The 20,975-nt window shown below is 72.4% G+C and carries 17 protein-coding genes; 12 read left to right on the plus strand and 5 right to left on the minus strand.

Features of this window, described 5'->3' with window-relative positions:
• Nucleotides 1–2 precede the first annotated feature (2 nt).
• Nucleotides 3–2,057 (minus strand): sensor histidine kinase, encoded by a 2,055-nt coding sequence (locus HZU84_RS14660; protein ID WP_244954350.1) that lies wholly within the window; start codon nucleotides 2,055–2,057, stop codon nucleotides 3–5.
• 239 nt (nucleotides 2,058–2,296) lie between these two features.
• Here HZU84_RS14660 and HZU84_RS14665 point away from each other — a divergent pair, with 239 nt between their 5' ends.
• The 4 genes from HZU84_RS14665 (at nucleotide 2,297) to HZU84_RS14680 (ending at nucleotide 5,855) form a co-directional block, all read left to right on the plus strand.
• Nucleotides 2,297–4,591 carry an NADP-dependent malic enzyme gene (locus HZU84_RS14665; protein WP_149504791.1) on the plus strand — a complete coding sequence of 765 codons (2,295 nt, stop codon included), beginning with the start codon at nucleotides 2,297–2,299 and terminating at the stop codon, nucleotides 4,589–4,591.
• A 297-nt stretch (nucleotides 4,592–4,888) separates the two neighbouring features.
• On the plus strand, nucleotides 4,889–5,257 hold the full coding sequence (locus HZU84_RS14670; RefSeq protein WP_149505386.1) for a guanyl-specific ribonuclease: 369 nt from the start codon (nucleotides 4,889–4,891) through the stop codon (nucleotides 5,255–5,257).
• Nucleotides 5,143–5,691: a barstar family protein gene (locus HZU84_RS14675; protein WP_375139037.1), complete on the plus strand. Its 549-nt coding sequence runs from the start codon at nucleotides 5,143–5,145 to the stop codon at nucleotides 5,689–5,691. Before HZU84_RS14670 ends, HZU84_RS14675 begins: the two co-directional genes overlap by 115 nt.
• Nucleotides 5,670–5,855 (plus strand): hypothetical protein, encoded by a 186-nt coding sequence (locus HZU84_RS14680; RefSeq protein WP_149504790.1) that lies wholly within the window; start codon nucleotides 5,670–5,672, stop codon nucleotides 5,853–5,855. The genes HZU84_RS14675 and HZU84_RS14680 overlap by 22 nt, the downstream gene beginning before the upstream one ends.
• A 117-nt stretch (nucleotides 5,856–5,972) precedes the next feature.
• Here HZU84_RS14680 and rsmA read toward each other — a convergent pair whose 3' ends face one another.
• From rsmA to HZU84_RS14695, 3 genes are all read right to left on the minus strand, one after another.
• A complete protein-coding gene (gene rsmA / locus HZU84_RS14685) occupies nucleotides 5,973–6,758 on the minus strand; it encodes a 16S rRNA (adenine(1518)-N(6)/adenine(1519)-N(6))-dimethyltransferase RsmA (RefSeq protein ID WP_149504789.1) in 786 nt (261 codons plus the stop codon).
• A 62-nt stretch (nucleotides 6,759–6,820) separates the two neighbouring features.
• Nucleotides 6,821–8,311, minus strand: coding sequence for a peptidylprolyl isomerase (locus HZU84_RS14690; protein ID WP_149504788.1), 1,491 nt, complete (start codon nucleotides 8,309–8,311; stop codon nucleotides 6,821–6,823).
• A gap of 7 nt (nucleotides 8,312–8,318) precedes the next feature.
• Nucleotides 8,319–10,715, minus strand: coding sequence for an LPS-assembly protein LptD (locus HZU84_RS14695; RefSeq protein WP_180692976.1), 2,397 nt, complete (start codon nucleotides 10,713–10,715; stop codon nucleotides 8,319–8,321).
• 134 nt (nucleotides 10,716–10,849) lie between these two features.
• Between HZU84_RS14695 and HZU84_RS14700 the strand changes: the two genes are divergently transcribed.
• The 3 genes from HZU84_RS14700 (at nucleotide 10,850) to gshB (ending at nucleotide 14,199) form a co-directional block, all read left to right on the plus strand.
• Entirely contained in the window at nucleotides 10,850–11,947 is a 1,098-nt protein-coding gene (locus tag HZU84_RS14700; RefSeq protein WP_219340957.1) for an aminoglycoside phosphotransferase family protein, read from the plus strand.
• Nucleotides 11,948–11,984: 37 nt separating this feature from the next.
• Complete coding sequence (locus HZU84_RS14705) at nucleotides 11,985–13,154, plus strand: benzoate/H(+) symporter BenE family transporter (protein ID WP_149505384.1); 1,170 nt, start codon at nucleotides 11,985–11,987, stop codon at nucleotides 13,152–13,154.
• Between the two features lie 82 nt (nucleotides 13,155–13,236).
• The gene (gene gshB, locus HZU84_RS14710) at nucleotides 13,237–14,199 is read left to right on the plus strand and encodes a glutathione synthase (RefSeq protein WP_149504786.1); all 963 of its coding nucleotides are present in this window, start codon (nucleotides 13,237–13,239) and stop codon (nucleotides 14,197–14,199) included.
• A gap of 24 nt (nucleotides 14,200–14,223) precedes the next feature.
• Here gshB and HZU84_RS14715 read toward each other — a convergent pair whose 3' ends face one another.
• Complete coding sequence (locus HZU84_RS14715; RefSeq protein WP_149504785.1) at nucleotides 14,224–14,856, minus strand: response regulator; 633 nt, start codon at nucleotides 14,854–14,856, stop codon at nucleotides 14,224–14,226.
• 247 nt (nucleotides 14,857–15,103) lie between these two features.
• Here HZU84_RS14715 and HZU84_RS14720 point away from each other — a divergent pair, with 247 nt between their 5' ends.
• The 5 genes from HZU84_RS14720 to HZU84_RS20670 form a co-directional block, all read left to right on the plus strand.
• Nucleotides 15,104–15,268: a DUF1328 domain-containing protein gene (locus HZU84_RS14720; RefSeq protein WP_149504784.1), complete on the plus strand. Its 165-nt coding sequence runs from the start codon at nucleotides 15,104–15,106 to the stop codon at nucleotides 15,266–15,268.
• A gap of 13 nt (nucleotides 15,269–15,281) precedes the next feature.
• A complete protein-coding gene (locus tag HZU84_RS14725) occupies nucleotides 15,282–15,515 on the plus strand; it encodes a hypothetical protein (RefSeq protein ID WP_149504783.1) in 234 nt (77 codons plus the stop codon).
• Nucleotides 15,516–15,624: 109 nt separating this feature from the next.
• Entirely contained in the window at nucleotides 15,625–16,170 is a 546-nt protein-coding gene (locus tag HZU84_RS14730; RefSeq protein ID WP_244954349.1) for a BON domain-containing protein, read from the plus strand.
• Between the two features lie 49 nt (nucleotides 16,171–16,219).
• Nucleotides 16,220–16,441: a hypothetical protein gene (locus tag HZU84_RS14735; protein ID WP_149504782.1), complete on the plus strand. Its 222-nt coding sequence runs from the start codon at nucleotides 16,220–16,222 to the stop codon at nucleotides 16,439–16,441.
• A 3-nt stretch (nucleotides 16,442–16,444) separates the two neighbouring features.
• A partial coding sequence (locus tag HZU84_RS20670; protein WP_310734046.1) for a glucoamylase family protein occupies nucleotides 16,445–20,975 on the plus strand: 4,531 nt, incomplete at its 3' end.

Genomic DNA, 20,975 nt, shown 5'->3' on the forward strand with positions numbered 1-20,975 from the left:
ACTCAGGTGCTGGACGAGGGGGGCGCCGCCGGCGCCGAGGCCGGAAGGGTAAACCGGAACACCGTGCCCCGACCATCGGGGCCGGCCTCGAAGTCGAGCGCGCCGCCGTGCTGCTCGACCACCGTGCGGCACATCGCCAGGCCGATGCCCATGCCCTCGGGCTTGGTGGTGAAGAAGGGCGTGAAGAGCTGGCGCGCGATCTCCTCCGGGATGCCGGGGCCGCGGTCGATGATGCGCAGCTCGACCCAGCGCTCGCCCTGGGCGCGCACCTCCAGGCGCAGCTCGCGCCCGGCCGGCGCCACCGCCTCGTCCTCCATCGCCTGGATGCCGTTGCGCGCCAGGTTCAGCAGCACCTGCTCGACCATCGTGCGGTCGCACGACACCCGCGGCGGCGGCTCGGGAATGTCGACCTCGATGCGGGTGTGGCTGCGCCGCGCGGCCAGGCGCACCAGCGGCAGCACCGCCTCGATCAGCTCGGTGGTGCGCACGTTCTCGCGCAGCCGCTCGCGCCGGCGCACGAACTGGTGCACGCTGCGGATGACCCGCCCGGCGCGCTCGGCCTGCTCGGCCATGCGCACCATCGCCTGGCGGATCATCAGCTGCGTCTCCAGGTCGGCGGCAGGCTCGTCCTCGGTGGCGGGCATCAGGTTCAGCGAGCCGGTGGCGTAGCTGGCGATCGCCGCCAGCGGCTGGTTGAGCTCGTGGCTGAGCAGCGTGGCCATCTCGCCCATCGTCGCCAGCCGGGCGGCGGCCTGCAGCTTTTCCTGCTGCTGGCGCGAGAGCTCCTCGATGCGGCGCTGCGCGCTCACGTCCAGCACCGTGCTCATCCAGCCGCTGCGCCGGCCGCGCGCGTCCACCAGCGGCGCCTCGAAGATCAGCACCGGGAAGCGCTCGCCGCCGCGGCGCATGAACAGCGTCTCGTGGCCCTCGCGCGGGGGCGTGTCGCCGGCGTTGCGCTCGGCCTGGCGGCGGGTGTAGGTCTCGACCATTTCCGGCGGCCAGTAGGGCGGCACTGTCGCGCCGAGCAGCTCCTCGGCGCTGAAGCCGACCATCTGGCAGAAGGCGGCGTTGACATGCGTGATGCGCCCGTCGGAGGAACGCGCGCGCAGGCCGGTCACCAGCGAGTCCTCCATCGCCTTGCGGAAGGCCAGCGCCTCGGCCAGCGCCTGCTCGGCGGCGGTGCGCCGGCGCACATCGTGCAGCAGCACCACCAGCACGCCGCTGAGCGCGACCGACAGCATCACCACCAGCGCCGCACTCAGGTTGGGGATCAGCGGCGGGCGCCCGCCCAGGTTGTCCAGCCGCAGCAGCACGGTAAAGCCCGAGATGTCGACCAGCCGGTCGGCCACGAAGACGCCGGCACCGCGTCGTGCACCGGTGCGCGCAAGCCGGGTGCCATCGGATTCGACCAGCAGCACCTCGTGGCGCCGCGCCACCTCGGCCGGCACCGCCTCGCGCAGCAGGTCCTGCAGCACCAGCGTGGCCACCAGCGCGGTGCCGGCGCGGCCATCGGTGGGCTGCGGCACGCACAGGTCCACCACCTCCAGCCCCAGGCCGCCGGCCGAAGGCAGGAAATAGCTGCGCGAGAAGGCTGGCGCCGAGAAGCGCCGCGCGGTGGCGCAGGCGATCTCCGCATCGACCGACATCGCGCTGCGCGGAATGCTGCTGAACTGCTGCGGATAGGCCGGCGAGCGCACCGCGTCGATCACCGTGAAGCGCTCGTCGCGCCGCTCGACCCGGATGATCTCGGGACTGGCGCGCAGCAGCGCCTCGGCCTGCAGGTGCCAGCCGGGGCCGTCGGCGCTCTGCCAGAGCAGGCGCTGCAGCGCCTGCATGTCGTCGCCCAGGCGCTGGCGCACATCGGCCGCGGCGGCCTGGGCGGCGGTGTCGGTCGCCTCCTGGACCTGCGCCTGCTCATGCTGCCAGGTCATCCACAGCAGCGCGGCCAGCACCAGGGCCACCAATGCCACCAGCGCCACCCACAGCGGCGTGCCACGCCAGCGGCGCGACAGTCCGAAGATCATCGATTGCGGGTCGGGCAGCGGCATGTCGGACATGATCGCAGTATTCCCGGCCTGCCCCGGGGGGGCGGCTACGCAGTTCCTCGGATGAACCTGCCCGTCCGGGCGGCGATGATTCCTGCTCATGCGCACCGCGCATGGCCCCATGCGACGAGCGGTCAGACCGGGCCGCGCATGATGGCCCCCCGCTTCCTACAATCGCCAGCCGCTCCGGATCGGCCAGCCTGTCGACCCCGAGATCGAGACGCCCGACTCTCTCCCCGCGGAATCCACCCATGACCATGTCCGAACAGAAACAAGCCGAACTGCGCCGCGCCGCGCTCGAGTACCACGAGTTCCCGACGCCCGGCAAGATCGCCATCGCGCCGACCAAGCAGCTGGTCAACCAGCGCGATCTGGCCCTGGCCTACTCGCCGGGCGTGGCTGCCGCCTGCGAGGAGATCGTCGACGATCCTGCCAATGCCTTCCGCTACACCAGCCGCGGCAATCTGGTGGCCGTGGTCACCAACGGCACCGCGGTGCTGGGCCTGGGCAACATCGGCCCGCTGGCGTCCAAGCCGGTGATGGAGGGCAAGGGCGTCCTGTTCAAGAAGTTCGCCGGCATCGATGTCTTCGACCTGGAGATCGCCGAGAACGACCTCGACAAGCTGGTCGACATCATCGCGGCGCTCGAGCCCACCTTCGGCGGCGTCAACCTGGAGGACATCAAGGCGCCGGACTGCTTCTATGTCGAGCGCAAGCTGCGCGAGCGCATGAAGATTCCGGTCTTCCACGACGACCAGCACGGCACCGCCATCGTCGTGGGTGCGGCGATGCTCAACGGCCTGAAGGTGGTCGGCAAGTCGCTCCAGGAGGTCAAGCTGGTGTCCTCGGGCGCGGGCGCGGCGGCGCTGGCCTGCCTCAACCTGCTGGTCAAGCTCGGCCTGCCGCGCGAGAACATCTGGGTGACCGACCTGGCCGGCGTGGTCTACGAGGGCCGCACCGAGCTGATGGACCCGGACAAGGCCGAGTTCGCGCAGAAGACCGAGCTGCGCACGCTGCGCGAGGCGATCGCCGGCGCCGACATCTTCCTGGGCCTGTCGGCCGGTGGCGTGCTCAAGGCCGACATGGTCGCCTCGATGGCACCGAAGCCGCTGATCTTCGCGCTGGCGAACCCGAACCCGGAAATCATGCCGGAGCAGGTCCGCGAGGTGCGCGACGACGCGGTCATGGCCACCGGCCGCACCGACTATCCGAACCAGGTCAACAACGTCCTGTGCTTTCCCTACATCTTCCGGGGGGCGCTGGACTGCGGCGCCACGACGATCACCGACGAGATGGAGATCGCCGCGGTCCACGCCATCGCCGAGCTGGCGCAGGCCGAGCAGAACGACGTGGTCGCGGCCGCCTACGGTGGCGCGACGCTGACCTTCGGCCCGGACTACCTGATCCCGAAACCCTTCGATCCGCGCCTGATGATGCAGATCGCGCCGGCGGTGGCGCGTGCGGCGGCCGAGGGCGGCGTGGCGCTGCGCCCGATCGCCGACATGGACGCCTATGTCGAGAAGCTGCGCGCCTTCGTCTATGCCGCCGGCACGGTGATGAAGCCGATCTACGCGCTGGCCAAGCGCGCCAAGGCCCGCCGCGTCGCCTACGCCGAGGGCGAGGACCGCCGGGTGCTGCGCGCGGTGCAGGTCGTCGTCGACGAGGGTCTGGCCTTCCCGGTGCTGATCGGCCGCAGCGCGGTCATCCGCACCCGCATCGAGAAGCTCGGCCTGCGCCTGGAGGAGGGTCGCGACTACGAGATCGTCAGCATCGACGACGATCCGCGCTACCGCGACTACTGGGAAACCTACCATCGCATGATGGACCGCAAGGGTGTCACCGAGCAACTCGCCAAGATCGAGATGCGCCGGCGCATGACGCTGATCGGCTCAATGCTGCTGCACAAGGGCGAGGTCGACGGCATGATCTGCGGCACTTGGAGCTCGACCTCCTACCACCTGCAGTACATCGACCCGGTGATCGGCCGCCGCCCTGGCGTCAAGACCTACGCCTGCATGAACGGCCTGGTGCTGCCGGGCCGCCAGGTCTTCCTGGTCGACACCCATGTCAACTACGACCCCAGCGCCGAGCAGCTCTGCGAGATCACGCTGCTGGCGGTCGAGGAGATGCGCCGCTTCGGCATCGTCCCGAAGGTCGCGCTGCTGTCGCACTCGAACTTCGGCTCGAGCAACCAGCCCTCGGCGGTGAAGATGCGCGAGACGCTGGCGCTGCTGCGCGAGCGTGCGCCCGACCTGCAGGTCGACGGCGAGATGCACGGCGACGCCGCGCTCGACCCGGCCTATCGCGCCGAGCTGATGCCGCGCAGCACGCTCGTCGGCGAGGCCAACCTGCTGGTGCTGCCCAACATCGACGCGGCCAACATCAGCTACAACCTGCTGAAGACGACCGCCGGCGGCGGCATCGCGATCGGTCCGGTGCTGCTCGGCGCGGCCAAGCCGGTGCATGTGCTGACGCCCTCTGCCACCGTGCGGCGCATCGTCAACATGACCGCGCTGACGGTCGCCGACGCCAACGCGACGCGCTGATCGGCATGGGTCGGGTGATCCGGCCCGGTGGCATCGCCTGCATGATTCCTGCGGATCCGGTCCGGATTCCGCCCGGACAAGCCCCCTCGGCGTCCCGCGCCAGGGGGCTTGTCCCTGTCGGCATGCTGAAAATTGAGGCAGAAGGCTTGAGATCGGGGCCCCGATTCGCTACCATCGCCCCTCCACGATTCAGGAAAACCCGTGTCAGATCAGGCTCGACCTGCGGTTCCATGGCTTGCCAGGGCAACTCGCGGGCGTTTCGTTGCTGCGGCGCTCCATGTGCTGGTGGCCGGCTCCATGCTGGCTGGCGCGCTGGCCGTGTCTCCGCCCGCTCTGGCGCGGTCCTCGCAGGAACTCTCCGAGTCCGCCGCTTCGGCGGCCGTGTCGCTGACCGAGCTGCCGGAAGAGGCCGGCGAGGTGCATCGGCAGATCCTGGCCGGCGGGCCCTTCCGCCATCCGGAGAAGGACGGCAGCGTCTTCGGCAACCGGGAAAGGCTGCTGCCGCGACAGACGCGAGGATACTACAGAGAATACACCGTCCCGACTCCGGGATCGCGCGACCGGGGCGCGCGGCGCATCGTGTGCGGCGGCAGAGAGCCGAAGACTCCGGACGTTTGTTACTACACGCAGGACCACTACGCGAGCTTCCGCCGCATCGCGCCGTGAGTTCCTCGAGGATCGAGAGCCCCAAGGGACCATCCACCATGCTTATGCAGACCGTGCGTCCGAACATCGTGCAGGCGATCCGCGCCTTCCGTGTGGACGACCTCATGTCGGCGGCCCAGGATCTGGGTCACCACTTCCTGTACGCCAATCTCTCCGGCGCCACCACCAAGCAGGAGGTGCTGGAGACGATCGCCCGGGCCTTCCTGTTCCCGGCCCACTTCGGCAAGAACCTGGATGCGCTGCATGACTGCATGACCGATCTGGTCTGCAAGTCGGGCACGCAGCCCGGCTTCGTCGTGGTGCTGGAGCAGCTGCCCGACAGCGCCAAGTTCGACCGCGAGGGACGCGAGCAGCTGCTCGATGTCTTCCGCGACACGGCCGACTTCTGGGCCGAACGGAAGATTCCCTTCCGGTGCTTCTATTCTTTTCAGTAGCCCGCTCCCAGGACAACGGGCAATGGGAGCGGGCGGAAGTCGCCCAGGAGCCGGTCAAGCCGCCGCCGCGGCCAAGCAAGAACGCCGCGCCGGCCTTCGCGCCGCACATGCCGGTGATGAGCAGCGCCTTCGACACCTCGGCGCTGGTCGCCGTGGCTGCATGAGCCTGCACTGATGCCAGGGTCGGCTGATGCCGACCCGCCGGATTCGCCATCCATGGACAGGGCCCGCCGCGTGCGGGCCCTGCGCATTTCAGCGCAGCATCCAGCGCCGACCCGGGGTCAGCGGCGGGGCGACAGCGCTGCGGCCAGCGCGATGTAGTCCGCCACCGGCACCTCTTCGGCGCGGCGCTGCAGGTCGAAGTCCGGCACGCCCTCGCGGCCCTCGAGCCAGCGGCCGAGGGTGTTGCGCAGCACCTTGCGCCGCTGCGAGAAGGCGACCGTCACCAGCTCGCCCAGCAGCGCCGCATCCAGTGCCGGCGCCACCGCCTTGGGCACCACCCGCACCACCGCCGAATCCACCCGCGGTGGCGGATCGAAGCATTCCGGCGGCACGTCGATCAGCGATTCGACCTCCTGGCGCCACTGCAGCATCACCGACAGCCGGCCGTAGTCCTTGCTGCCGGGCGCGGCGGCCATGCGGTCGACCACCTCCTTCTGCAGCATGAAATGCTGGTCCTCGATCAGGTCGACTGCGTCCTGCAGGTGGAACAGGATCGGGCTGGAGATGTTGTAGGGCAGGTTGCCGATCACGCGCAGCCGCCGGCCGCTGCCCGGGGCCGCGCCCAGCGAGTCGGCCAGCGCGCGGAAATCGACCTTCAGCACGTCGGACTCGACCACGTTCAGCTCGGGGCGGCGGCGCAGCCGGGCGGCGAGGTCGCGGTCCAGCTCGATGACGGTCAGGCGCTCGCAGCGCTCGACCACCGGATCGGTCATCGCGCCCATGCCGGGGCCGATCTCGACCAGGATCTCGTCAGGGCGCGGGTCGATGGCGCGCACGATCGCGTCGAGAATGCCGGTGTCGGTCAGGAAATGCTGGCCGAAGCGCTTGCGGGGAATGTGCTTCAAGGGAGGGAGCCCGCGCAGGCGGGCGGTCGTGCAGGGTGGTCAGGCAGGGCAGGCGGTCGACATCACGGCCCCGGCGGGTCGCGCAGCTCGACATAGGCGCGGGCGCGCACGTCGCGGGCCCACTCGGCATAGGCCTCTTCGGATTTCTGCTCGCGCAGCGCGTTGCGGGCCAGCTCGCGCTGCTCGCGCACGTCCAGGCGCACCTCGCGGCGTTCCAGCAGCTGGATCAGGTGCACGCCGAAGCGCGAGACGACCGGATCGGAGAGGCCGCCCGGGCGCAGCGCCGACAGCGCCTGCTCGAACTCCGGCACGAACTGGCCGGGACCGGCCCAGCCGAGATCGCCGCCCTGGGCGGCGCTGCCGTCTTCCGAGTGCTGGCGCGCCAGGTCCTCGAAGCGGGCGCTGCCGGCCTCGACCTGGCGCTTCCAGCCGGCCATGCGGCGCAGGATGGTCTCCTGCGTCAGGCCGGCGCCAGGGCGCAGCAGGATGTGGCGCGCACGCTGCTGGGTGACCGTCAGCGCGGCGTCGCGGCGCTCGACCAGCTTCAGGATGTGCAGGCCGGCGCCCGAGCGCAGCACCTGGGGCGCGACCTCGCCGGCACGCAGCGGGGTCAGGGCGTCGACGAAGAGATCGGGCAGCCGGTCGGCGCGGCGCAGGCCGAGCTCGCCGCCGTTGTCCTTGGCCGCGTCGGAGAACTCGCGCACCAGCGCGGCGAAATCCTCGCCCGCCCGCAGGCGCTGCAGGATCGTCACGCCGAGCTGGCGCTTCTGCGCGACCTGGTCGGGCGTGGCGTTCTCCGGCAGCGCCAGCAGGATCTGCGCGGCGTTGTATTCGGTGGCGGCGCCGTTCTTCTGGCGCTGCTCGGTCAGCCAGCTCTCGATGTCGGCGTCGACGATGCGGATGCGGCCCTGGACCTCGCGTTCGCGCACCCGCTCGAGCAGCATCTGGTCGCGCAGCGTCTCGCGGAAGCGCACGTAGTCCATGCCCTCGGCGCGCAGCCGCTCGCGCAGCTGCGCCACGCTGAGCTGGTTCTGCGCGGCCACATTGGCCAGCGCGCGATCGATCTCGGCCTCGTCGACGCGGGTGCCGCTCTCGCGGGCCTGGCTGAGCTGGGCGCGCTCGTCGATCAGCTGGTCGAGCACCTCGCGCTGCAGCGTGTCGCGGTCGGGCAGGCGCGTGCCGCTGCGGGCGGCTTCCTGCTCGATGCGGGCCACCCGCAGCTGGACTTCGCTGTTGGTCACCAGCTCGCGGTTGACGATCGCGACGATGTGGTCGCCGCCACGGCGACTGGCCGGCGCGGCGGCCGCCTCGGCGGCTGCAGCCCCAGGCACCGCCGCCGCCGGTGTGGCGGGTGCGGCAGGCGTGACCGGGGCCGGGGCGACCTTGGGCGTGGCGGGCGTGCGCGCGGGCTTGCGGGTGCTGCCGCCGCTCTGGGCCTGGGCCGGCAGGGCTCCGCACAGCAGCGCGGTGGCCAGCAGGACACCGAGGCGGCGCTGCCACGGCGAGGCCGCCGTGCGGCGCGGATCGGAAGGCGGGAACGTCGGCTCGGACATGGCGGGATCAGGGGGCACCGGAGTTGTCGGCGGTTGCGCCGCGCGGGTCGCGCAGCAGCTGGTAGCCGGGGATATTGTCCTTCAAGATCGACAGCGGGTTGCTGCCGGCGCTGAGCCGGGACAGGCCGACCAGCTCGAGCTGCAGCATCAGCTGCGTCGAGGCGTTCTGCGCGCTGGTGGACTGCCGGCGCGCGACGACCCGGCCGATCCAGCAGCCGGCGTCGTACTCGAAGCCGACGATGGCGCCGCTCAGCCGGCGGTCGCGCAGGCTGTAGTCGAGCGCGCCGACGCCGTAGACGCGGCCCCGGCAGTCGCCGGCCGAGGACGACGCCGGTGCGACACGGCTGCCCAGCAGTCCGGCCAGCGGACGGCCCAGATCGGCCAGCGGCCACTGCCAGCCCAGCGCGAGCTGCTCGCTGCTGCCACGCTTGAGGCGGTGGCTGGCATAGAGCGTGCGCAGCGGCCCCGGTGACCAGCGCGCACTGGTGATGGTGCGAACCAGGCGGTCGGTGTCGGGGTTGAACTGCACCGAGGTGTCGAGCGTCCAGTCCGGCACCACTCCGATCGAGGCCTGCAGCAGCAGGTCGGAGAAGCGGTTCGACAGCGGCACGCCGTCGGCGGTGATGCGCTGGTCGCGCAGCAGGTAGCGCTGCGCGATGCCGAAGCGCGCCAGCTCGGCGCCGCTGGAGCGGTCCAGGTAGCGGGTGGTCAGGCCGGCGGTGACCTGGTTGGCATCCGACACCCGGTCGATGCCGGAGAAGATGTTGTCCGAGAAGACGGTCGTGGCGTTGAAGTCGAGCGCCGCGCTGTCGAAGTCCGGCAGCGCCGACTGGTCGCGCCACGGGGTCAGCGCATAGAGCAGGCGCGGCTCGAGCGTCTGCACCAGCGCGCGGCCGAAGGCGGCGGTCTCGCGCTCGAGCGTCCAGGCGCTGTCGACGCTGAAGCCGGGAATGGTGCGGTGGGCGCGACGGCGGCCGTCGCTCATCGGCCGGTCGGTCTGGTAGGCGGCGCTGTTGAGGCTCAGGCGCGGCGTGAGCCGCCAGCCGGCGTCGCCCAGCGGCAGCGCGATCTGGCCGAGCAGGTGGGCGCGGCTGCCCTGGATCTGGTCGGCGTCGGCATGCACGAACTGGTTGACCTCGGTCTGCAGCGACCACTGCAGCGGCCCGCCGCCCGGATCGCTCCAGCGCGCACCGGCCTGCGGCGCGCGCTGGTAGGGCGCGACGATGCGGGTGCTCGAGCCGCTGTCCTGCAGCAGCTGCCAGCGCTGCACCCGGGCATAGAGCTGCTGGTCGACTTCGCCCAGCGGGGTGGCGCGCAGGCGGCGGCGCTGTTCCAGCCGGCCGCGGCTCGACAGCAGCCGCGGCGTCAGCGATTCGGCGCCGCGCAGGCCGTCCTTCCAGTAGTCGCCGTCCGAGACCCGCAGCAGGCTCCAGTCGTAGCGCAGGCCGCCGGCCGCGGCGAAGGCGCCGCGCTGCTCCGAGCGCAGCGCCCAGCGCTGCTGGCCGGTCTGCAGATCGTTGGGCAGCGCGAACAGATTGGCCTCGCCGCTCCAGCCGGGCTGCAGGTAGCGGTACTCGGTCTCGAGTGCCGCGCCGCGCTTGCTCATCAGCGTGGGCGTGAGCGTCATGTCCTGCTCGGGCGCGATGTTCCAGTAATAGGGCGCCGACACGCCCAGGCCGGTGGTGCTGGAGGTGCTGATCATCGGCGGCAGCCAGCCGGACTTGCGCGCCTCGGTGACCGGAAAGCTCATCACCGGCAGCGCCAGGATCGGCACGCCCTGGAAGCGCAGCACCGCGCCTTCGGCCAGGCCCTCGTTGGCGTCGAAGTCCAGCCGCACCCGCCGGGTGCTGAGTTCCCAGGCCGGCGTCTCGCCGTCGACCAGATCGCAGCTGCTGTAGCTGGCCCGGCTCACCACCATGCGGTTGCGGCCGATGAAGTCGACCCGCTCGGCACGTCCGCCCGCCTGGGTGCGGCCCAGGTAGAAGCGCGGCGACAGGAAGTAGCCCTCCTGATGCTCGGTCTGCAGGTCCAGCTCGGTGCCGAGAAAATGGCTGTCCTCGCGCTGCAGCCGCACCGTGCCGAGCGCATGCACCCGGTCGTCGTCCTGGCGGTACTCGATGCGGTCGGCCTGCAGCGACAGCAGGCCGCGGCGCAGCGTGGCCCGTCCTTCCGCCCGCAGCGACTGGCCTGTCTGGCCGATCAGGCGATCGGCCTCGACCAGGATCGGATCCTCGCCGCCGGCTGCCGCCTCGGCAGAGGGCTCCGCCGCGTTCGGGCTCACCCAGGGCAGCTGCAGGCCGCCCTCGCGCACCCAGGCCGGCGCGGCCGGGCGGCAGGCGGCCTCCTGGGCGATGACGGGCGCGGCCAGGCCGTGCAGCAGCAGGCAGACGCAGGCCCGGGCCACCGGCGAGAGCGATCGCGGGCGCGGCAGCGGACGAGAGCAGGGGCGGGAAGTCGGCAGGGGCGGCAAGGGCGGCTCGCTAGAATCGGCCGATTATTTCACGCAGCCCCGTTCCGCCCGTGACCACCGCCGATTCCCTGCCCACCTCGCCCGCTCCGTCGTCCTCCTCCACCGAGATCGCCTGGAGCGATGACGCGCGCCGCGCGGCCTTCGCGCAGTGGCTGGCCGTGCAGGCCGCCGCGCACGGCCTGGACGCCGCCAGCGTGCGCCCGGCCAGCGCCGACGCGAGCTTCCGCCGCTATTTCCGCGTCGATGCCGCCGACGGCCGCAGCCGGATCATCATGGACGCGCCGCCCAGCCACGAGGACTGCCGCCCCTTCGTGCAGGTCGCCGGCCTGCTGGGCACGGCCGGGCTGAACGCGCCCGAGGTGCTGGCCTGGGACGAGGCGCAGGGCTTCCTGCTGCTGTCCGACCTGGGCGCGCGCACGCTGCTGGCCGAGCTGCAGGCGCAGGACTTCGCCACCCGCGAGGGCCTGAAGGCGGCCGACACCCTGTACCGCGGCGCGCTCGACGCGCTGATCGTGCTGCAGAAGATCGACGCGCAGGCGCAGGTGCCGGCCTACGACCGCGCGCTGCTGCGCCGCGAGCTGGATCTCTTCCCCGAGTGGTATGTCGCGCGCCACTGCGGCGTGACGCTGGACGCCAGGCAGAAGGAACAGCTGGAGAAGTGCTTCGAGCTGATCCTGAAGACCTGCGAGGCCCAGCCGGCCGTGCTGGTGCACCGCGACTTCCACAGCCGCAACCTGATGGTGAACGCCGAGGGCGACGCGACCCGGCCCGGCATCCTCGACTTCCAGGACGCGGTCTGGGGCCCGGTGACCTATGACGTGGTCTCGCTGCTGCGCGACGCCTACATCGAGTGGGACGAGGCGATCCAGATCGACTGGGCCGCGCGCTACTGGGAGCGTGCCCGCAAGGCCGGCGTGCCGGTGCAGGAGGACTTCGGCCTGTTCTGGCGCGACCTCGAGTGGATGGGCCTGCAGCGCCATCTGAAGGTGCTGGGCATCTTCGCGCGCCTGTCCCACCGCGACGGCAAGGACGGCTACCTGAAGGACCTGCCGCTGGTCTGGCGCTACGCGCACCATGTGGCGATGCGCTACTCGGTGCTGACGCCGCTGGCGCGCCTGCTCGAGCAGCTCGGCGACGTCAAGGCCGAAGACGGCTACACCTTCTGATGTCCCTGCTGCCCGCCCGCACCCCGCAGTGAACCGCCTGACGGCCTTCGGCCGCGATCTCTCCGTGTCGGCGGTCGTCGCCGGCTTCGTGGCGATGCTGGTCGGCGTGACCAGCTCCATCGTCGTCGTCTTCCAGGCCGCGCAGGCGCTCGGCGCCGACGCGGCGCAGGTGACCTCGTGGATCTGGGCCACCTGCGTCGGCACGGGGCTCACCAGCCTGGGCCTGAGCCTCTGGTACCGCCGTCCGGTGCTGACCGCCTGGTCGACGCCCGGCGCGGCGATGCTGGTCAGCGCCGCCGCCGGCGTCACGCTGCCCGAGGCGATCGGCGGCTTCGTGGTCTCGGCGCTGCTGATCGCGCTGTCGGGTGCGACGGGCCTGTTCGCGCGGGTGATGGACCGCATTCCGCAGCCGCTGGCCGCCGGGCTGCTCGGCGGCGTGCTGGCGCGCTTCGCGCTCGACGCCTTCGCGGCGATGCCGGGCGATCCGCTGCTGGTGGGCTCGATGTTCCTGGCCTATCTGCTCGGGCGGCGGCTGTGGCCGCGCTACGCGGTGCCGGGCGTGCTGCTGACGGGCCTGCTGGTGGCCGCCGGCACCGGGCGCATGCACCTGGAGGCGGTCGACTGGCGCCTGGGCGCCCCCGTCTGGATGGCACCGGAATTCACCTGGCGCGGCCTGTTCAGCGTCGCGCTGCCGCTGTTCGTGGTGACGATGGCCTCGCAGAACCTGCCCGGCGTGGCGGCGCAGAAGGCCGCCGGCTACGACACGCCGGTCTCGCCGGTCATCGCCACCACCGGCGTGGCCACGCTGCTGCTGGCGCCCTTCGGCGGCTACGCGCTCAATCTGGCGGCGATCACTGCGTCGATCTGCATGAGCCGCGAGGCCCATGAGGATCCGGCGCGGCGCTGGACTTCCTCGGTGATGGCCGGGCTGTTCTATCTGGCGGTGGGGCTGGCGGCCGGCGCGGTGGCCGGGCTGCTGGGGGCCTTCCCGAAGGCGCTGGTGCTGGCGGTGGCGGGATTCGCGCTGCTGGGCACGATCGGCGGCGGGCTCGCTGCGGCGATGGGCGATCTCACCTGGCGCGAGCCGGCGCTGGTGACCTTCCTGGTCACGCTCAGCGGCCTGTCGATGGCGGGCATCGGCTCGGCCTTCTGGGGCGTGGTCGCCGGCACGCTGTGCGTGGCGGTGATGCGGCTGCGCGCGGGCTGAGCCGGGTCACGGCAGGGCCGCGCGGCCTGTGCAACACTGCCGCGAACCCCACCCGAGTGCCGCGCCCGCGGCCTGAACGACCATGGACCTGCTCTTCGTCGCCGACCCGATCGAAACGTTCAAGACCCACAAGGACTCGACCTTCGCGATGATGCGCGAGGCCGCCCGGCGCGGCCACCGCCTGATCGTCTGCGAGCCGAGCGATCTGGTGTGGGTGCGCGGCCACCGCGTCGTGGCGCGGCGTGCGCGCACGCTGGCGCTGACCGGGCGCGAGCAGGCCGACTGGTTCGAGGTGCTGGCCGAGGGCGAATGCGTCCTGGCCGAGACCGGCGCGGTGCTGATGCGCAAGGACCCGCCCTTCGACGCCGAGTACATCTACGCCACCCACCTGCTGCAGCAGGCCGAGCGCGAGGGCGCGCGGGTCTTCAACCGGCCGTCCGCGCTGCGCGACCATCCCGAGAAGCTCGCGATCCTGGAGTTTCCCGAGCTGATCGGCCCGACGCTGGTGACCCGTCAGCCCGAGGCGATCCGTGCCTTCCACGCCGAGCACCGGGACATCATTCTCAAGCCGCTCGACGGCATGGGCGGCATGGGCATCTTCCGGGTCGGCCCGGACGGCATGAACCTGGGCTCGATCATCGAGACGCTGACCGACGACGGCGCCACCACCATCATGGTGCAGCGCTTCCTGCCGGAGATCGCGCAGGGCGACAAGCGCATCCTGCTGATCGGCGGCATGCCGGTACCCTTCGCGCTGGCGCGCATTCCGCAGGGCGGCGAGGTGCGCGGCAATCTGGCCGCCGGCGGCCGGGGCGTGGCACAGCCGCTGTCGCGCCGCGACCGCGAGCTCGCCGAGCACCTGGGCCCGATCCTGGCCGCGCGCGGCCTGCTGCTGGTGGGGCTCGACGTGATCGGCGAGTGCGTCACCGAGATCAACGTCACCAGCCCGACCTGCTTCCAGGAGATCACCCAGCAGACCGGCTTCGACGTGGCGGCGATGTTCGTCGACGCGCTGGAGGCGGCGCTGCGCGACCGCGAGGCCTGAGGCCCCCGGCCCGGCGTGGCCGGGTCAGACGATCAGGCCGTTCTTCAGCGCGTAGTAGGTCAGGTCGCTGTTGGACTCGAGCTTCATCTTCTCCATCACCCGCGTGCGGTAGGTGCTGACGGTCTTGACGCTCAGCGACATGCTGTCGGCCATGTTGCCGATGGTCTCGCCCTTGGCCAGCCGCAGGAAGACCTGGAACTCGCGCTCGGAGAGCTGCTCGTGCGGCAGCTTGTCGGGGTTGCCGCCCAGGCTGTCGGCCAGCAGTTCGGCCACCGGCGCGGTGATGTAGCGCCGGCCGCGGTAGACGGTGCGGATCGCGCGGACGATCTCCTCCGGATCGCATTCCTTGTTCAGATAGCCGCTGGCGCCCTGGCGCAGCAGCGTGGTGGCGTAGTGCGTCTCGGGAAAGCCGCTGAGGATCAGCACCGGCAGATCGGGTGCGCGCGCGCGGATCGCGGCCAGCGCGTCGACGCCGCCGTGTTCGGGCATCGACAGGTCCATCACCATCACGTCGACCTCGCCGCGGCGCACCAGATCGACCGCTTCGCGGCCGTTGGCGGCCTCGCCGGTCACGCGCAGGTCGACCTGCTCGGAAAAGAACTGCCTCAGTCCGGCGCGGACGATGGCGTGGTCGTCGACGATGGCGACACGGATCATGGGGCTCTCCTGGTGGATTCGGTGCCGAGCGCGGCGGCGCGTGAACGGCTTCACGCAGTTTAGGGCCGATGTGCGGCCGACGCAGTCGGCGCATTCCTACAGGGCGCACGCCCTCAGGCCCACACCGCGACGCGGCTGCGGCCCGATGGTCGCAGGCCGGTGGCGTTCCTAAAGTGGCTCCATGCCCGGCGCATCGCCGGCACCCCCCGAAACCCCCCGGAATCACCTTCCGCCCCAGGAGCCCGCCATGCTGCACTACGCCGTCGTCTTCTTTGTCATCGCCTTGATCGCCGCGCTGTTCGGCTTCGGCGGCATCGCCGCCGGTGCGGCCGGCATCGCCAAGATCCTCTTCATCGTCTTCCTGGTCATGGCGCTGGTCAGCTTCGTGATGGGCCTGATCCGCCGCACCTGACGCAGGACGACGCATGAACTCCGATCCGCTTGATCCGGTCGATCCTGTCGGCCCGCCGAGCCCGCTCGATCCGGCGGCCGGCCCCGACCCGTCCGACCTGTCCGGCCTGCTGGCCCGGATGCACGACGAGGCCCTGGCCTGGGTGCGCGAGGAGCCGCTGAAGGCGGTGGCGCTGGCTGCCGCCGCCGGTGCCCTGCTGGCGCTGTGCCTGCCGGCCCGCGCCGATGCCCGCGACGACCCGCCCTGAGTCGCCTCGGCAGCCCCGTCGTTTCACGCCACGCCCTTCGTTCCCCGTCATTCCCGTCATTCCCGCGCAGGCGGGAACCCACCCCCGCCCCCCATTCCAGGAGCCCGACATGAACACCCCGCGCAACGCCTCCCGCCTCTCCCACATGCTCTCCCTCTCGACCCCCGCCGCCCGCCGCGTGCTGACCCTCACCGCCACGGCGGTGCTGGGTCTGACGCTGGCCGCCTGCGGCAAGCCGGATGACGATCGCACCGTCGGCCAGAAGATCGACGGCGCTGTCGCCGCGGCCGAGCAGCGCACCGAAGTGGCCAAGGCGGAAGCCCGCGATGCGGCCGCCGAGGTCAAGGCCGAGGTCAAGGAAGCCACCGCCGAGGTACGCGCCGGCACCGATGCCGCCGTGGCCGACGCCAAGGAAGCCACCGCCGAAGCCCGCGCCAGCGTCGATGACGCCGGCATCACCGTCGCGGTCAACGCCGCGCTGGCCGGCGACCCGAAGCTGAGCGCGCTGAAGATCGATGTCGACACCTCGAACGGCCGCGTCGAGCTCAAGGGCTCGGCGCCGGACGACAGCTCGCGCCGCCGTGCCAGCGATCTGGCCAAGGCGGTCAAGGGCGTGGTCGCGGTCGACAACCGCCTGGTTGTCGCCAAGGGCTGACCCGACCTCATCCGACACGACATCCAACACGACACGCCAGGGAGATTCCATGACACCGACGCGACCGGCCAGCGCCCTGACCCCCGCCTTGCTGCTTGAAGACCATCTGCACACGCTGCGTGCCCACCTGGGGCAGTGCCGCCATGCGCGCGGCCCGATGTTCGCGCTGGGCTGCCTGGCCGAGCGGGTCCATGCGCGCGTGGCCGGCCGCTTCGTGACGACCGTGATGGTCGCGGTGGCGGTGCTGCCGCTGGCGGCTTCCTGGTCCTGACGGATGGCTGCAGCGGCGAGCGAGGCGGTCGAGACGACCGCGGCCCCCGTTCCCCTCCCGATCGAGCCGCCGATCCGCTCGGTGCTGTTCGGGCGAGGCCATTTCGAGCAGCACGCCGCGCGGCTGGCGCTCTCGCACGAATGCCGTGCGGTGCGTGCGCCGGCCGCGGTGCCTTTCTTCCCGCGGCTCGACGAGAACATCGCGGTGATCCGCGGCGCGGTGGCGGCGCTGGAGCGCCTGTCGCGCGACGGGCTGAACCTCGGGCCGGCGGCGCAATGGCTGCTCGACAACGCCAGCCTGATCGACGAGCAGGTCAACGAGGTGCGCCGGCAGCTGCCGGCGCGCTACTTCGCGCGGCTGCCGGTGCTGTGTGGCGAGCCGCTCGACGGGCTGCCGCGCATCTACGGCATCGCCTGGGCCTGGGTCGCGCACAGCGACAGCGGGCTCGACGCCGAGCTGCTGTGCGCCTTCCTGCAGGCCTATGACCGCGAGCGCGAGCTGTCGCTGGCGGAGCTGTGGGCGCTGCCGACGACGCTGCGCCTGGTGCTGATCGAGAACCTGCGCCGCCTGGCTGAGCGCACCGCGGCGATGCTCGACGCACGCGAGCGCGCCCACTCGTGGCTCGAGCAGGCGCATGCGCCGGCGGCGCTGGCCGAGCTCGAGCACCTGGGCCAGGCGCTGTCGCGCCGCGGCGTGCTGCAGGCCTTCGCGCTGCAGCTCTCGCTGCGCGAGGCCGACGTGCCGCATGCGCTGCATGCCGGGCTGCGGGTCTGGCTCGACACGCACCTGCCCGACCCGGCCGCGGCGCAGGCACAGCTGCACGACGAGATGACGCGCGACCACCAGAGCGTGCGCAACGCCATCACCTCGCTGCGCGGCATCGACCGGCTGGAGTGGCGCGAGCTGATCGCCGGCGTCAGCGTCACGGTGCGCACGCTGGCGCGCTCGCCGGTCTTCGCCGCCGAGCGCCAGGACACGCAGGACGAGACGCTGCGCGCGGTCGAGCAGCTGGCGCTCGACGGCGGCCTGCCCGAATCGCGGGTCGCCGCCGAGCTGATGCGCCGCGTCGACGCCGCGCCGGCGCCGGACGCGCCCGAGGCGGCGCCGGGCCACTGGTGCCTGGGCGCCGGGCGCGAGGCGCTGCGCCAGGCGCTCGGCCTGCCGCCGGCCGGCTTCACCGAGCGGCTGGCCGCCAGCCGGCGCTGGCGTGCCGGCCTGCATCTGGCGGCGCTGGGCCTGCCGACGCTGCTGATGGTGGCCTGGCTGATGCCGCATGGCGCGGCCGCCGCGTCCTGGTCGGCCGGGCTGCTGGCGCTGACCGCGCTGCTGCTGGCCTTTCCGGTCAGCGAGCTGGTCGTCAGCCTGGTCAACCGGCTGATCAGCGAGTCGGTGCCTCCGGCGCGGCTGCCGCGGCTGGCGCTCGACGAGGGCCTGGGGCCGCAGCGGCGCACGCTGGTGGTCATCCCGTGCATGCTTTCGTCCGACGCGCAGACCGACGAGCTGGTCGCGCAGCTCGAGCAGCATCACCTCTCGACCCGCGATCCGCAGGTCCAGTACGCGCTGCTGAGCGACTGGGCCGACGCCTCCACGCCGCATGCCGACGACGACGAGGCGCTGCTGCAGCATGCCGAGCAGGCGCTGCGCACGCTCAACCGGGTGCACGGCCCGGCCGGCGGCGCGGCCGACCGCGACGCGCCGGCCGCGCCGCGCTTCCTGCTGCTGCACCGGATGCGCCGCTACAGCAGCACCGAGGCGCGCTGGATCGGCCACGAGCGCAAGCGCGGCAAGCTCGAGCAGCTCGTCGGCTGGCTCGACGAGGCCGGCCGCAGCGCCGCGCCGCCCGCCTCACCCTTCCTGGCGCTCGACGCTCTGACGCAGGTGCGCCATCCGGTGCGCCATGTCATGACGCTCGACAGCGACACCGACATGCCACCGGGGCGGCTGCTCGAGCTGGTCGGCATCGCCGCGCATCCGCTCAACCGGCCGCGCCTGGACGCGCAGCACCGGCGCGTCGTCGCCGGCCACGCGATCCTGCAGCCGCGGGTGGCGCTGCCGCTGGCGGCCCGCGCCGCGCGCACCCGCTTCCACCGCCTCTTCGCCGGCCAGGGCGGCATCGATCCCTACAGCGCCGCCAGCTCCGAGATCTACCAGGACCTGCACGGCGAGGGCACCTTCACCGGCAAGGGCCTGCTCGACGTGCAGGCGCTGCACGCGGTGCTGGGCGCGCGCCTGCCCGAAGGCCATGTGCTCAGCCATGACCTGCTCGAGGGCGCGATCGCGCGCTGCGCCGGCGTCAGCGATGTGACGCTGGTGGAGGACGCGCCCGGGCATCCGGATGTCGCGGCCTCGCGCATCCATCGCTGGACCCGCGGCGACTGGCAGCTGCTGCCCTTCCTGCTGGCGCCGCGGCGCTGGCCGATGGCGCTGATCAGCCGCTGGAAGATGGTCGACAACCTGCGCCGCTCGCTGGTGGCGCCGGCGACGCTGGCGCTGATCGTGCTGGCGCTGGCCACCGGCGTGCTGCCGCCCGGCCGGGTGCTGCTGCTGGCGCTGCTGGCGCACGCGATCGGGCCGCTGCTGGGAACGGTCGCCGGTCTGGCGCCGAGCCGCGACGACATCTCGCTGGGCCTGTTCTGGCGCCGCGGCCTGGCGGACATGAGCCGCGCGCTGGGGGCGGGTGCCTGGCATCTGGCGCTGCTGCTCGACCAGGCGCTGCTGTCGCTGGACGCGATCGCGCGGGCGCTGTGGCGCCAGTGCGTGTCGCGCCGGCGCCTGCTGGAATGGACGACTGCGGCGTCTGCGGCCGCGGCTGCCAGCACCGCGCTGCCGGCGCTGGCGCGCCGCCACGCGCCGACGACGCTGGCCGCCGCCGCGCTGGCGGGCGTGCTGGCGCTGGCCGGCCCGGCGGCGACGCTGCCCTGGGCGCTCGGCCTGGCCCTGCTGTGGGCGCTGGCGCCGGTCTGGGTCGCCTGGGGCGCCCGGGTGCCGGGGCCGCCGCCGGCGCCGCTGGCCGAGCCGGTGCGCCAGTCGCTGCGCCATCTGGCGCGCGACACCTGGCGCTTCTACCTGCGCACCGTCACGGCGGAGGAGAACCACCTGCCGCCGGACAACCTGCAGCTCAGCCCGCAGCCGATGATCGCCTCGCGCACCTCGCCGACCAACATCGGCATGTACCTGCTGGGCGTGGCCACCGCGCGGGCCTTCGGCTTCATCGGCGTCGGCGACATGGTGCGCCGCCTCGACGCGACGCTGTCGACGCTGGAGCGCCTGCCGCGCCACCGCGGCCATTTCCTGAACTGGTACGACACCCGCACGCTCGCGGTGCTGCCGCCGGCCTATGTCTCGACGGTCGACAGCGGCAACCTCGGCGGCCACCTGCTGGCGGTGGCCGGCGCCTGCGAGGAGCTGGCGACGCAGCCGCAGCTCTGGCACGGCCAGCCGATGCTGCGGCTGGCGCTGGGCGAATCGGCGCAGCGCCTGGCGCCGCTGCGGCCGGCGCTGCTGGCCGGACGGGTAACGCATCGTCTGGCGCAGCTGGCGCCGATGCGAGAGCTGCCGCCGGTCGACGAGGCCGACTTCGCGCTACTGCCGCAGTGGCTGGCCGAGGCCCGCACCGAGCTCGACGCGCTGTGGCAGCGCGTGCCCGAGGTCGATGCCCCGGGCGGCGACGAGCGCAGCCTGTGGCTGCTGCGCGACCACCTCGACACGCTGGAGGCGCTGCTGGAGGACCTGCGCGCGCCGGCCTCGCTGGAGAGCCGGCTGCGCGAGCTGGCGGCGCGCTGCCGCACGCTGGCGCTGGCGCCCGACTACGCGATGCTCTTCGATCCGGTGCGCCGGCTGCTGCACATCGGCCTGCGCGCCGACAGCGGCCAGCTCGACGGCAGCCACTACGACCTGCTGGCCTCGGAATGCCGCCTGACCAGCCTGCTGGCCATCGCCAAGGGCGACGTGCCGGTGCGGCACTGGTCGGCGCTGGGCCGGCCCTTCGCGGCGATCGGCGACCAGGTGGGCCTGCGCTCCTGGTCGGGCTCGATGTTCGAGTACCTGATGCCTTCGCTGGTGCTCGACGAGCCGCAGGGCAGCGTGCTCGACCAGGCCGCCCGCGCGGCGGTGCAGGAGCAGCGGGCGCAGGGCGTGCGCGACGGCCTGCCCTGGGGCGTGTCGGAGTCCGCGCATGCGGCGCGCGACCACACGCTGGCCTACCAGTACGGCCCGCAGGGCGCGGCGCGGCTGGCGCTGCGGCGCACCCCGCCCGACGAGCGCGTGATCGCGCCCTACGCGACCGTGATGGCGCTGATGGTCGACCTGCCCGAGGCGATGGCCAACCTGCAGCGCCTGGGCGACCTGCGGGCCCGCGGCCCGCTGGGCTTCATCGAGGCGCTGGACTTCACCGTCTCGCGCCAGGAGCGGCCCGGCGAGCCGGTGCGGGTCGACACCGTCATGGCGCACCACCAGGGCATGTCGCTGGTGGCGCTGGCGGTGGTGCTGCTCGACGAGGCGCCGCGGCGCTGGCTGGGCCGCGACGCGCTGATGC

It is taken from the genome of Sphaerotilus sulfidivorans (genome assembly GCF_013426975.1).
Classification (GTDB): Bacteria; Pseudomonadota; Gammaproteobacteria; order Burkholderiales; family Burkholderiaceae_C; genus Sphaerotilus; species Sphaerotilus sulfidivorans.

Excerpts from the sequence above, each read along its gene's own strand:
- HZU84_RS14660 (WP_244954350.1), bottom strand. The coding sequence starts at position 2,057 with ATGTCCGACATGCCGCTGCCCGACCCGCAATCGATGATCTTCGGACTG.
- HZU84_RS14665 (WP_149504791.1), top strand. The coding sequence starts at position 2,297 with ATGACCATGTCCGAACAGAAACAAGCCGAACTGCGCCGCGCCGCGCTC.
- HZU84_RS14670 (WP_149505386.1), top strand. The coding sequence starts at position 4,889 with ATGCTGGCTGGCGCGCTGGCCGTGTCTCCGCCCGCTCTGGCGCGGTCC.
- HZU84_RS14690 (WP_149504788.1), bottom strand. The coding sequence starts at position 8,311 with ATGTCCGAGCCGACGTTCCCGCCTTCCGATCCGCGCCGCACGGCGGCC.
- gshB (WP_149504786.1), top strand. The coding sequence starts at position 13,237 with ATGGACCTGCTCTTCGTCGCCGACCCGATCGAAACGTTCAAGACCCAC.
- HZU84_RS14715 (WP_149504785.1), bottom strand. The coding sequence starts at position 14,856 with ATGATCCGTGTCGCCATCGTCGACGACCACGCCATCGTCCGCGCCGGA.
- HZU84_RS14720 (WP_149504784.1), top strand. The coding sequence starts at position 15,104 with ATGCTGCACTACGCCGTCGTCTTCTTTGTCATCGCCTTGATCGCCGCG.
- HZU84_RS14725 (WP_149504783.1), top strand. The coding sequence starts at position 15,282 with ATGAACTCCGATCCGCTTGATCCGGTCGATCCTGTCGGCCCGCCGAGC.
- HZU84_RS14730 (WP_244954349.1), top strand. The coding sequence starts at position 15,625 with ATGAACACCCCGCGCAACGCCTCCCGCCTCTCCCACATGCTCTCCCTC.
- HZU84_RS14735 (WP_149504782.1), top strand. The coding sequence starts at position 16,220 with ATGACACCGACGCGACCGGCCAGCGCCCTGACCCCCGCCTTGCTGCTT.